Here is an 11620-nt window from a genome sequence, read left to right on the forward strand (position 1 = left end):
CGAGTATCTCGCCCGGACCGCCGAGCGGGCGGGGACCAGTCGCGCCGGTGGCACCCCGACCGCCGCAGCCACCGGGGCGACCGCGAGTGGCATGTCCGCCGCCGAGGTCCGGCAGGCCCGCAAGGAGCTGACCCGGTTGGAGCGGCAACTCGGCAAGCTCGACCAGCGGGAGACCACGCTGCTCGACCAGCTCGCGGCGGACGCCACCGACTACGCCCGGGTCGCCGAGTTGGACACCCAGCTCAAGGATCTGCGCGCCGAGCGGGAGCGGATCGAGGAGAGCTGGATGACGCTCGCCGAGGACCTGCCCGAGAGCTGACGGGCGGGGCACACCGGCACGGCCCCCGGGTGCGGCGTCACACCGCCACATGCGAGACAATCGTCCGCGACACCTCACCTCACGGCGTTGGAGACACAGACATGGCCCACACCCCCGTCAACCACCCCGCGCGGCCGATCTACCGGGCGATCGGCGGGCTGACCGGTCTGTACCTGGTCGTCTTCGGGGTGCTCGGCATCATCGCGAGCACCGGGAACGAGATCCTCGCCCAGGACGACACCCGGGTCCTCGGTCAGGGCACCAACCTCGGCTTCTCGCTGCTCAGCGTGCTGCTCGGGATCGTCGTGCTGATCGGCACCGTGCTCGGCCGCAACATCGACGTGGCGATCAACCAGTGGCTGGCGTACGGCCTCATGGTGATCAGCCTGGCCGGTCTCGCGTTCATCCGGACCGACGCCAACATCTTCAACTTCAGCATCACCACCGTGATCGTGGTGATGACTGCCGCACTGGTGCTGCTGATGGTCGGCATGTACGGCAAGGTCGGCACGGAGGACGAGGCGGAGGCGTTCCAGAAGGCTCGGCTCGTTCTCTGATCCTGTCTGTGGTTGCTGCTCTTTGGTTGCTGCTCTTTGGTTGCGGCCGTGGGTTTTCGCCGGAGCCCGAGCTGCTCCGGGCGGTCAGGCTTGATCCCTGCGCAGCTCGGGCTCCGGCGAAAACCTGACCTGGTCCAGCCTTTCGGCGGACCCTGCCGGCATTGTGGTTCTGCGGACAGTCGGCGCTGCTCTGGGCGACAATTCCCCTGAAACGGTCACATCAGGGGGTCTGGGCATGCCGCATTTTCCGGTCAATCATCCGGCTCGGCCGCTCTACCGGGTCCTCTCCGGGCTGATCGGCGTCTACATCCTGGTCTTCGGCGTCTGGGGCGTCGCTGAGACGATCGGCGACCCGCTCTTCGCCCGCAACAGCACCTGGGCCCTCGGACTCCGGACCAACCTGGCCTTCTCGCTCGCCTCGCTGATCTTCGGGGTCTTCCTGATCATCGGGGCCTCGCGGCGCACCAACCTCGGCCACTACATGAACCTCACCGCCGGTGTGGTGTTCCTGGTGACCAGCATCCTGATGATGTCGGTGCTGCAGACCGAGGCGAACTTCCTCAACTTCTCGATGTCGACGGTGGTCGTGTCGATGCTGTTCGGGCTGATCCTGCTCGGCACCGGCCTGTACGACAAGGTGGGCCCGCCGGAGTCCGCCGAGGCGGAGTTGGAGCACCGCAAGCACCCGGTGGCCGACGTGCACCGCCCCTGACCGCGGTCAGCCGCGCCGGGCGGTGATCAACGTCGGCTTCGCCTCCAGGTGCGACAACCCGTTCCAGGCGAGGTTGACGAGGTGCGCCGCCACCGTCTCCTTGCGCGGCTTGCGCACCTCCAGCCACCAACTGCCGGTCAGCGCCACCATGCCGACCAGCGCCTGCGAGTACAGCTCGGCGAGCTTGGGGTCGTACCCCCGGCTCTTGAACTCGGCGCCCAGGATGTGCTCGACCTGGTGCGCCACGTCGTTCATCACGCTGCTGAAGGTGCCCGTCGCGGACATCAGCGGCGACTCACGGACCAGCACCCGGAAACCGCTGGTCTCCTCCTCGATGTAGCCCAGCAGGGCCAGCGCCGCCTGTTCCAGCAGCTCGCGTGGATGCCCGGCGGTCAACGCCGTGGTGATCCGGTCCAGCAGGGCCCGGACCTCCCGGTCCACCACCACCGCGTAGAGCCCCTCCTTGCCGCCGAAGTGCTCGTAGACCACCGGCTTGGAGACCTTGGCGCGGGACGCCACCTCCTCGATGGAGGTGGCGTCGAAACCCCGCTCGGCGAAGAGTTGCCGGCCGGTCGCTATCAACTGCTCCCGCCGTTGGGCCGCCGACATGCGTACCCGAGAAGTGGTCTTCGGTTTTGGTGCCGGGGCCGGCGTCGCCCGCCGACCCTCGGCACCATCCTTGTTCTCGGGCATATCGCCGCCTCGCTGGCGCTCGATGACGCCCTGCCGTGGGATGGTGTCTCCGCTGTGCCCGTTCACGTCGTCGCCTCACTGGCCGGCGGTCCGACCGCCCTGCCGCGCCGTCCGACCGAACCCGGGTCAGGGCCCGGCTGCCCGGTTGCCGAGTCGTCCGGTCCCCCCGCGTCGCTCGGTCATCCGAACATCCTGCCAGGCGGCATCCCCGAGCACCGCCCGGTTTCAGTGGGGTGCGACCGGCTTCACGAGCTTGGCGGCGATGCGTTCCGGCTTTGGCCAGCGCACCTGCGTCGCCGCGCCGATCTTCTCGAACAACCAGATCACGCGGGCGGAGATGTCCACCTGACCGCGCAGCACGCCGTGCCGGGCGCTGGTCGGGTCGGCGTGGTGCAGGTTGTGCCAGCTCTCGCCGAAGGACAGGATCGCCAGCGGCCAGAAGTTCGAGGCGCGGTCGCCCTGGCGCATCGCGAACGGACGCTCGCCGTAGACGTGGCACACTGAGTTGATCGCCCAGGTGACGTGGTGCAGGAGGCCGATCCGGACCAGCCCGGCCCAGAAGAACGCGGTCAGCGCACCCTGCCAGGACCAGGTCACCAGGCCGCCGATCAGCGCCGGGCCGAGCAGCGAGATGGCCACGAGCATCGGGAAGAGCCGGTCGACCCGGCTGATGTCCCGGTCGGCGATGAGGTCCGGTGCGAAACGGGCCCGGTTGGACAGCTCCCGGCGGAACAGCCAGCCCACGTGGGCGTGGAACAGGCCGCGGGTCAACGCCCAGAAGCTCGTGCCGAAGCGCCACGGCGAGTGCGGGTCACCCTCCAGGTCGGAGAAGGCGTGGTGCCGTCGGTGGTCGGCGACCCACTGAATGATCTCACCCTGCACCGCCAGTGAACCCGCGACGGCCAGAGTCACCCGCAGCCACCGCTTGGCCTTGAACGAGCCGTGGGTGAAGTAGCGGTGGAAACCGACGGTGATGCCGAGCCCGGAGACGACGTACCAGACCAGGCCGATGATCACGTCGGTCCAGCCCAGCCAGCCGCCCCAGGCCACCGGCACGGCGACCAGCAGGGCGACGAAGGGGATGACCACGAAGGCCCAGAGGGCGGCCAGGATGCCGGGGGACTGGCTGCCGTCGGTGAGTGGTTTGGGGCCGGGGCCAGCGGTGTGGGGATCGAGCAGAGCGGTGGACATGGGACCTCGCAGGGGGAAGATGACGATCACTAACTTACGCCTACGTCACCGTAACTTACGGCTCCGTAGATCGCACGGGGAAGTTTCGAATCACCCTCGCGAAACTGATCAAAGACGCAGGTCAGCCGAGGATTGTGGCGGGGTACGTGGGTACTCCGGCAGGCAGGCGGCCGGGGTGCGGGTCGGCCGCCCCGACGTGCCGAGCGGGTCGGTCGCCAGCCGTGCGGCGGGATGAGCGATGGCGCCCGGCGGCCGGGGCGCTAAGGTGTAGCGGCGGGATGTCCATCCCTCAAGCGCTCGCGTCGCTGATCGGCCGTGGTGTAATTGGCAACACCCGGGTCTTTGGTACCCGTATTTCAGGTTCGAACCCTGGCGGCCGAGCTGCACACCTAGGTCCGTTTTGGGGCCCAGTAGGGGTAAGCGGGGAAGGTGCCGGGCCGCGCGGCTAGCATGGCCGCGAGAGTGTCCGCCGTCCCGACGGGAGCCACATCGTGCCCCAGCCCCACCTCCGTACCGTCGTCGTGCTCGCCGCCGGTGAGGGCAAGCGGATGAAGTCGACACTGCCCAAGGTGCTGCACCCCCTGCTCGGTCGCACGCTGCTCGGTCACGTGCTGAGCGCCGCCGCCCCGCTGGGCGCGGACCGCACCGTCGTCGTGGTGGGACACGGCGCCGACCAGGTCCGGGCGCACCTGTCCGAGGTCGCCCCGGACGCCACGCCGGTGCTCCAGGCCGAGCAGCTCGGGACCGGGCACGCCGTCCGCATCGCGCTGGACGCGGTGCCGGAGGGCGCCGGCACGGTCGTCGTGATCAACGGGGACGTGCCGCTGCTGCGACCCGAGACCGTCGGCGCGCTGGTGACCGCGCACGAGGAAGCCGCCGCGGCGGCCACCGTGCTGGCCGCCGAGGTGCCCGACCCCACCGGCCTCGGCCGGATCGTCCGGGACGCCGACGGCCGCCTGGAGCAGATCGTCGAGGAACGTGACGCCGACGCGACGCAGCGCGCGATCCGGGAGATCAACGCCGGCATCTACGCGTTCGACGCGGTGCGGCTGCGCGAGGCGCTGGGCAAGCTCTCCACCGACAACGACCAGGGCGAGGAATACCTCACGGACGTCTTCGGCCTGCTGCGCTCGGCCGGTGAGCCGGTGGCGGTGCACGTCGCCGTGGACCACGTCGAGACGTTGGGCTGCAACGACCGGGTGGAGCTGGCGTCGCTGCGCCGGCTGCTGCGCGACCGGATCAACGAGGCGTGGATGCGCACCGGGGTGAGCCTGCTCGACCCCGTCACCACCTGGATCGACGTGACCGTGGCGCTGGACCGCGACGCCGTGGTCGACCAGAACACCCAGTTGCGCGGCAGCACGGTGGTCGGCGCGAGCGCGGTGATCGGCCCGGACGTCACCCTGATCGACACGGTCGTCGGCCCGGGCGCGTCGGTGATCCGCAGTCACGCCGACGGCGCCGAGGTGGGCGCGGGCGCCACCGTCGGGCCGTACGCGTACCTGCGGCCGGCCGCCCGACTGGCCGAGAAGTCGAAGGTCGGCACGTTCGTCGAGGTGAAGAACACCGAGATCGGTCCGGGTGCGAAGGTTCCGCACCTCAGCTACGTCGGTGACGCCACGATCGGCGCGAAGGCCAACATCGGCGCGGCGACCATCTTCGTGAACTACGACGGGGTGAACAAGAACCGCACGATCGTCGGTGAGGGTGCCTTCGTCGGCTGCGACACGAGCCTGATCGCGCCGGTCGAGGTCGGTGCCGGCGCCTACGTGGCGGCGGGCAGCGCGATCGCGCAGGACGTCCCACCGGGCGCGCTCGGGGTCACCCGGGCACCGCAGCGCAACATCGAGGGCTGGGTGCAGCGCAAGCGCCCCGGAACGGTCTCCGCGGCGGCTGCCGAGCGGGCGCAACGCGCCGCCGAGGGTGCGTCGGGTGTGGCCGGTGCCGCAAGCGACAGTGAGGCAATGCACGGGGGAGCCAAGAGAGTGGGCGGCACATCCGGCCCGGGAGATACTGCAACCGAATAGTCCCTGACCCACCACCACCGGGTCGGGTACCGCCGACAAAACGGGAGCAGACGGGCCCATGGGCAGCATCGTCGCCGAAAACCGCAAAAGCCTGATGCTCTTTTCCGGACGTGGCTTTCCGGAGTTGGCCAAGGAGATCGGCGAGGTGCTCGGCGTCGCGCCGACTCCGGCCGACGCCTACGAGTTCGCCAACGGCGAGATCTTCGTACGCTTCAAGGACTCGGTACGTGGTTCGGACGCCTTCGTGGTGCAGTCCGTCACGCACGGGGTGAACACCTGGGTCATGGAGACCCTGATCATGGTCGACGCGCTGAAGCGGGGGTCGGCCAAGCGGATCACCGTGGTGCTGCCGTTCTACCCGTACGCCCGCCAGGACAAGAAGCACCGCGGCCGGGAGCCGATCTCGGCCCGCCTGGTGGCGGACCTGCTGAAGACCGCCGGCGCCAACCGCATCCTCACCGTCGACCTGCACACCGCGCAGATCCAGGGCTTCTTCGACGGCCCGGTGGACCACCTCTTCGCGATGGACATCCTGGCCGAGTACGTGGAGCACAAGTACGCCGGCCGGCCGATGACAGTGGTGGCACCGGACTCCGGCCGGGTGCGGGTGGCCGAGCGGTGGACCGACCGGCTGGGCGGCTGCCCGCTGGCGTTCATCCACAAGACCCGTGACCCGATGAAGCCGAACCAGGTCGTGGCGAACCGGGTGGTCGGTGAGGTCGAGGGTCGGGTCTGCCTGATCGTCGACGACATGATCGACACCGGGGGCACGATCGCCAAGGCCGCCGACATCCTCAAGGAGTCGGGTGCCGCGGAGATCGTTGTCGCGTCCACCCACGCGCTGCTGTCCGACCCGGCCACCGAGCGGCTGAAGAACAGCTCGATCAGCGAGATCGTGGTGACGAACACGCTGCCGCTCCCGCCGGAGAAGCAGTTGGACAAGCTCACCGTGCTGTCGATCGCGCCGCTGCTGGCGCGGGCGATCCGGGAGGTCTTCGACGACGGCTCGGTGACCACCCTCTTCGGTGGCCTGAGCTGACCCCGAGCCCCGTTTCCGCCACCTGACACGCTGGCGGGGCGGGGCTGGCAAACTGGCGGAAACGGGGCCGGCGCGCTGGTGGAAGCACCACCGGCGGGCCGGTCTTGAGCCGTGATCGGGGACTGCCGGAAACCCTGGAAACAGCTCGGGTAGACTGGTGCGGTTGCCACGGCGAGGGTGCCCGGCGGGCCGCTGAAAAGCGCCGCACGGAGGCACCGTCATCGACGCGGTGCTCCGGGCAGTCGTTCATGACGCATGAGCCCCAGCGAGCCCCTCGCCCCAGCACCGTTAGACGACAAGCCGCCGCAGCGAAAAGCATCAGGAGTTTCCCCGTGTCCGAGGTAAAGATCAGCGCCGAGCCCCGTACCGAGTTCGGCAAGGGTGGTGCCCGCCGTACCCGCCGGGCCGGCAAGGTGCCCGCCGTGCTGTACGGCCACGGCGAGAAGCCCAAGCACATCGCGCTGCCGTCGCGGGAGTTCGCCGCGGCGATCCGCAAGGGCGGTGCCAACCAGCTCTTCGCGATCGACATCACCGACGGCACCCAGGTGCTGGCGCTGCCGAAGGCGATCCAGCGTGACCCGATCCGCGACACCTTCGAGCACGTCGACCTGATCCTGGTCCGCCGGGGCGAGAAGGTCACCGTCGAGGTCCCGGTCCAGCTGACCGGCGAGGCCGCCCGGGACACCCTGATCGTGCACGACCACGACACCCTCTCGGTGACCGCGGACGCCACCAAGGTCCCCGACCACCTCGAGGCCTCGATCGAGGGCCTGGAGGCGGGCAGCCAGGTGACCGCCAGCGACGTCCAGCTGCCGGCCGGCGTCGAGCTGGCTGCCGACTCGGAGATGACCGTCGCCTCGGTGACCGCCGCCCCGACCGCCGAGCAGCTCGAGGCGACGCTGCCCGAGGTCGAGGTTGCCACCGACGAGGCCGAGGCCGAGGTCGGCGAGACCACCGAGGGCTCCGAGGGCGCGGACGCCGCCGAGGGCGACGAGAACGCCGAGGCGCGCACCGAGGCCTGATCGGTTCAAGCTCTGCGACAGGCGTCCCCGGATGTTCGGGGGCGCCTGTCGGCATATCGGGAGTCGCTGGGATGGGCGTCGGAAGGGACGGGTCGTGACGGACGAGGCGGGGCCGTGGCTGGTGGTCGGCCTGGGCAACCCCGGTCGGGAGTACGCCGGGAACCGGCACAACGTCGGGTTCATGGTGGCCGACCTGCTGGCCGGTCGGGTGGGTGCCCGCTTCGGCCGGCACAAGCGGGCGGTGGCCGAGGTGGCCGAGGCGCGACTCGGGTTCGGTGGGCCGAAGCTGGTGCTGGTCAAGCCACTGACGTACATGAACCTTTCCGGTGGGCCGGTCGCGGCGCTGGCCCAGTTCTACAAGGTGCCGACGACGCAGGTGATCGCGGTGCACGACGAGCTGGACATCGGGTTCGGTCAGGTGCGGGTCAAGTTCGGCGGCGGTGAGGGCGGGCACAACGGCCTGCGCTCGATGTCGAAGTCCCTGGGGACGAAGGACTACGCCCGGGTGCGGTTCGGCGTCGGTCGACCGCCGGGGCGGCAGGACCCGGCGGATTATGTGCTGTCGGATTTCGGCACGGCAGAACGCAAGGAGCTGGATTTCCTGGTGGACCGGGCCGCCGACGTGGTGGAGTCGGTGATCACCAAGGGCGTGGAGCCGACGCAGAACCTCTACCACGGCAGCTGAGCCGGGCGGGGCGTACCGACTCGGAAACGACGGCCCGGTAGTCTGCGCCTTTCGGCGTGCCGCGACCGGCGACGCGAGTCGCGGCGGATCGGCCCGTGCGGGCAGCGCGGCGAGGCGACGGGAGCGGGCAGATGAGCAGTCCTCCGATGATCGATGGCGCGTTCGCCCGATGGTTGGCGTCCCGGGCCGGGCAGGCGCTGCTCGACCTGCGCACCGAGATGGGTTTCGCCGACACCGGCGCGCTGAAGTCGGCCGGGGACAAGGTGTCGCACGACCTGATCCGCACGGAGTTGGCGAAGTGGCGTCCGGGTGACGCGGTGCTCTCCGAGGAGGACGAGGGGTCGCGGTTGGCCTGGGCCGCGGAGGTGAACACCGGGGCGGTGTCGCGGTTGACCGCGGACCGGGTGTGGATCGTCGACCCGTTGGACGGCACCCGGGAGTTCTCCGAGGAGGGCCGCTCGGACTGGGCGGTGCACGTGGCACTTTGGGCACGCAGCGCGCCGAGTCCGCACGGGCTGGTCGCCGGGGCGGTGGGGTTGCCGGCGCAGCACCGGGTGCTGGGCACCGACTACCCGCCGGCGTACCCGCCGATGACAGTGGAGGCGGCGACTGCCGGCGAGCGGAAGATCCGCCTGGCGGCGAGCCGGAGCCGGCCGCCGGTCTTCCTGACCGACCTGGCCGAGGACGTCGGCGCGCACCTGGTGCCGATGGGTTCGGCCGGAGCGAAAATCGCCGCCGTGGTCACCGGCGAGGTGGACGCGTACATCCATGCAGGTGGGCAGTACGAGTGGGATTCGGCGGCCCCGGTCGCTGTGGCGACGGCCACCGGACTGCACGCTTCCCGGATCGACGGTTCTGCGCTGAAATACAACGAGGCGGATCCGCGACTGCCCGACCTCCTGGTCTGTCGCAAGGATCTCGCCACCCGGTTGCTTGCAGCGCTGCAGAAACATTCCGGGTAGCCTGAGCGCACTTTCTTGACATGCCCGACCGGAAAGGTCTGGAAATCGGATGAGCGAGCGAATCGAGCCGGTGTCATGACCACCCCCGCGGCGTACCAGGTCTCCCACCTGGACGCCCTCGAAGCGGAGAGCATCTTCGTGATGCGCGAGGTGGTCGCCGAGATGGAACGGCCGGTGCTGCTCTTCTCCGGTGGCAAGGACTCGATCGTCATGCTGCGGCTGGCGCAGAAGGCGTTCGCCCCGGCCAACGTCCCCTTCCCGGTCATGCACGTCGACACCGGGCACAACTTCCCCGAGGTCCTGGAATACCGCGACCAGCGGGTCGCCGAGCTGGGGTTGCAACTCGTCGTGGCGAGCGTGCCGGAGGCCCTGGCCAGCGGCATGGTCCGGGAGTCCGCCGACGGCATGCGCAACCGGATCCAGACGCCGGTGCTGCTGGACGCGGTGGAGAAGCACCGCTTCGACGCGCTGTTCGGTGGCGCCCGCCGGGACGAGGAGAAGGCCCGGGCGAAGGAACGGGTGTTCAGCTTCCGCGACGAGTTCGGTCAGTGGGACCCGAAGAACCAGCGGCCGGAGCTGTGGTCGCTGTACAACGGCCGGCACCACCCGGGCGAGTCGATCCGGGTCTTCCCACTGTCCAACTGGACCGAGCTGGACGTCTGGCACTACATCGCCCGGGAACGCATCCCGCTGCCGTCGATCTACTACGCGCACGAGCGCGAGGTGGTCGAACGGGACGGCATGTTCTACGCCGTCAACGAGTTCTTCCGCCCCCGCGCGGGTGAGGAGCGGTTCAAGGCCCAGGTGCGCTACCGCACCGTCGGCGACGCCTCCTGCACCGCCGCGGTCCGCTCCGATGCGGACACCGTGGAGAAGGTCATCGAGGAGGTGGCGGCCACCCGGATCACCGAGCGCGGTGCCACCCGTGGTGACGACCGGGTCAGTGAGGCCGCCATGGAGGACCGCAAGCGGGAGGGCTACTTCTGATGAGCACCGAGATCATGGCCTCCGCGGACGCGGATGGCCGGGCTGTTGCCGGGGCCGGGCCGGAGGCCCGGGCCATGGACCTGCTGCGGTTCGCCACCGCCGGCAGCGTCGACGACGGGAAGTCGACCCTGATCGGGCGACTGCTCTACGACACCAAGTCGCTCTTCACCGACCAGCTGGCGGCCGTGGAGGCGGTCAGCGCGGCCCGCGGCGACGAATACACCAACCTGGCTTTGCTCACCGACGGCCTGCGTGCCGAGCGGGAGCAGGGCATCACCATCGACGTGGCGTACCGCTACTTCGCCACCCCCCGGCGCAAGTTCATCATCGCCGACACCCCCGGCCACATCCAGTACACCCGCAACATGGTCACCGGAGCATCGACGGCGGACCTGGCGTTGATCCTGGTGGACGCGCGCAAGGGCCTGGTCGAGCAGTCCCGCCGGCACGCGTTCCTCTGCTCCCTGCTGCGGGTGCCGCACCTGGTCCTCTGTGTCAACAAGATGGACCTGGTCGACTGGTCGCAGGAGGTCTACGAGCGGATCGCCGACGAGTTCACCGCGTTCGCGGCGAAGCTCGACGTACCGGACCTGACCGTGGTGCCGGTCTCCGCGCTGCGTGGCGACAACATCGTGTCCCGGTCGGAGAACATGCAGTGGTACGAAGGCCCCTCGCTGCTGCACCACCTGGAGCGGGTGCACATCGCGAGCGACCGTAACCTGGTCGACGTCAGGTTCCCGGTGCAGTACGTGATCCGTCCGCAGTCCACCACCGTCACCGACTACCGCGGCTACGCCGGTCAGGTCGCCTCCGGGGTGCTGAAGCCGGGTGACGAGGTGATGGTGCTGCCCTCCGGCTTCACCAGCCGGATCGCCGCCGTGGAGACCGCCGACGGGCCGGTCGCGGAGGCGTTCCCGCCGATGTCGGTCACGGTACGACTGGCCGACGAGATCGACATCTCAAGAGGGGACCTGATCTGCCGGCCGAACAACGCGCCGGCGGTGGCCCAGGACATCGAGGCGATGGTCTGCTGGATGGACGAGACGGCCCCCCTGCGGGTTGGCGGTCGGTACGCGATCAAGCACACCACCCGGTCGGCTCGGGCGATCGTGCGCGGGCTGCACTACCGGCTGGACATCAACTCGCTGCACCGCGACGAGTCGGCCGACGAGCTGCGGCTCAACGAGATCGGTCGAGTGCGGCTGCGCACGACGGTGCCGCTGCTGGCCGACGAGTACCGCCGCAACCGCACCACCGGCGGCTTCGTCATCATCGACGAGGCAACCAACCGCACGGTAGGCGCCGCCATGATCGTCGAAGCCAGTTAACCCCTCTCGGCCCCCACCCCACCCACCAACGGCCCACAAACGCCCGCGCTGTCGCGCCCGCGCGCCCGCCCCAAGATCGCGCTCGATCCATGAAGTAG

At 69.7% G+C, this 11620-nt stretch carries 11 protein-coding genes, 1 tRNA gene and 1 pseudogene; 11 read left to right on the top strand and 2 right to left on the bottom strand.

The genetic code is table 11. From position 1 onward, the window contains the following. The 3 genes and pseudogenes from KBX53_RS09360 to KBX53_RS09370 form a co-directional block, all read left to right on the top strand. Positions 1-319: pseudogene (locus tag KBX53_RS09360) on the top strand (ABC transporter ATP-binding protein); the annotation flags it as partial. A gap of 101 nt (positions 320-420) precedes the next feature. After that, the gene (locus KBX53_RS09365) at positions 421-876 is read left to right on the top strand and encodes a DUF4383 domain-containing protein (RefSeq protein WP_030329117.1); all 456 of its coding nucleotides are present in this window, start codon (positions 421-423) and stop codon (positions 874-876) included. Positions 877-1111: 235 nt separating this feature from the next. Then, positions 1112-1588 carry a DUF4383 domain-containing protein gene (locus KBX53_RS09370; protein ID WP_030329115.1) on the top strand — a complete coding sequence of 159 codons (477 nt, stop codon included), beginning with the start codon at positions 1112-1114 and terminating at the stop codon, positions 1586-1588. 6 nt (positions 1589-1594) lie between these two features. Here KBX53_RS09370 and KBX53_RS09375 read toward each other — a convergent pair whose 3' ends face one another. Together KBX53_RS09375 and KBX53_RS09380 are read right to left on the bottom strand one after the other, a co-directional pair. After that, positions 1595-2281 carry a TetR/AcrR family transcriptional regulator gene (locus KBX53_RS09375; RefSeq protein WP_030329113.1) on the bottom strand — a complete coding sequence of 229 codons (687 nt, stop codon included), beginning with the start codon at positions 2279-2281 and terminating at the stop codon, positions 1595-1597. Between the two features lie 225 nt (positions 2282-2506). Beyond that, on the bottom strand, positions 2507-3472 hold the full coding sequence (locus KBX53_RS09380) for an acyl-CoA desaturase (RefSeq protein ID WP_030329112.1): 966 nt from the start codon (positions 3470-3472) through the stop codon (positions 2507-2509). A gap of 309 nt (positions 3473-3781) precedes the next feature. Here KBX53_RS09380 and KBX53_RS09385 point away from each other — a divergent pair. The 8 genes from KBX53_RS09385 (at position 3782) to KBX53_RS09420 (ending at position 11522) form a co-directional block, all read left to right on the top strand. Further along, positions 3782-3853, top strand: a tRNA-Gln gene (locus KBX53_RS09385). A gap of 107 nt (positions 3854-3960) precedes the next feature. Continuing rightward, positions 3961-5499, top strand: a complete 1539-nt coding sequence (glmU, locus tag KBX53_RS09390; protein WP_156057333.1) for a bifunctional UDP-N-acetylglucosamine diphosphorylase/glucosamine-1-phosphate N-acetyltransferase GlmU — start codon at positions 3961-3963, stop codon at positions 5497-5499. Between the two features lie 58 nt (positions 5500-5557). Continuing rightward, on the top strand, positions 5558-6538 hold the full coding sequence (locus tag KBX53_RS09395) for a ribose-phosphate diphosphokinase (protein ID WP_030329105.1): 981 nt from the start codon (positions 5558-5560) through the stop codon (positions 6536-6538). A 332-nt stretch (positions 6539-6870) separates the two neighbouring features. Next, positions 6871-7560, top strand: coding sequence for a 50S ribosomal protein L25/general stress protein Ctc (locus KBX53_RS09400; protein WP_210858676.1), 690 nt, complete (start codon positions 6871-6873; stop codon positions 7558-7560). Positions 7561-7654: 94 nt separating this feature from the next. Continuing rightward, the gene (gene pth, locus KBX53_RS09405; RefSeq protein WP_030329100.1) at positions 7655-8245 is read left to right on the top strand and encodes an aminoacyl-tRNA hydrolase; all 591 of its coding nucleotides are present in this window, start codon (positions 7655-7657) and stop codon (positions 8243-8245) included. Positions 8246-8376: 131 nt separating this feature from the next. After that, positions 8377-9207, top strand: coding sequence for an inositol monophosphatase family protein (locus KBX53_RS09410; protein WP_210858678.1), 831 nt, complete (start codon positions 8377-8379; stop codon positions 9205-9207). A 75-nt stretch (positions 9208-9282) separates the two neighbouring features. Continuing rightward, a complete protein-coding gene (gene cysD / locus KBX53_RS09415; protein ID WP_030329095.1) occupies positions 9283-10194 on the top strand; it encodes a sulfate adenylyltransferase subunit CysD in 912 nt (303 codons plus the stop codon). Between the two features lie 14 nt (positions 10195-10208). Further along, on the top strand, positions 10209-11522 hold the full coding sequence (locus KBX53_RS09420) for a sulfate adenylyltransferase subunit 1 (protein WP_156057365.1): 1314 nt from the start codon (positions 10209-10211) through the stop codon (positions 11520-11522). Positions 11523-11620: the final 98 nt, after the last annotated feature.

The organism is Micromonospora sp. M51 (assembly GCF_018070305.1).
GTDB lineage: Bacteria > Actinomycetota > Actinomycetes > Mycobacteriales > Micromonosporaceae > Micromonospora > Micromonospora parva.

Excerpts from the sequence above, each read along its gene's own strand:
- KBX53_RS09365 (WP_030329117.1), top strand. The coding sequence starts at position 421 with ATGGCCCACACCCCCGTCAACCACCCCGCGCGGCCGATCTACCGGGCG.
- KBX53_RS09370 (WP_030329115.1), top strand. The coding sequence starts at position 1,112 with ATGCCGCATTTTCCGGTCAATCATCCGGCTCGGCCGCTCTACCGGGTC.
- KBX53_RS09375 (WP_030329113.1), bottom strand. The coding sequence starts at position 2,281 with ATGCCCGAGAACAAGGATGGTGCCGAGGGTCGGCGGGCGACGCCGGCC.
- KBX53_RS09380 (WP_030329112.1), bottom strand. The coding sequence starts at position 3,472 with ATGTCCACCGCTCTGCTCGATCCCCACACCGCTGGCCCCGGCCCCAAA.
- KBX53_RS09395 (WP_030329105.1), top strand. The coding sequence starts at position 5,558 with ATGGGCAGCATCGTCGCCGAAAACCGCAAAAGCCTGATGCTCTTTTCC.
- KBX53_RS09410 (WP_210858678.1), top strand. The coding sequence starts at position 8,377 with ATGAGCAGTCCTCCGATGATCGATGGCGCGTTCGCCCGATGGTTGGCG.
- cysD (WP_030329095.1), top strand. The coding sequence starts at position 9,283 with ATGACCACCCCCGCGGCGTACCAGGTCTCCCACCTGGACGCCCTCGAA.
- KBX53_RS09420 (WP_156057365.1), top strand. The coding sequence starts at position 10,209 with ATGGCCTCCGCGGACGCGGATGGCCGGGCTGTTGCCGGGGCCGGGCCG.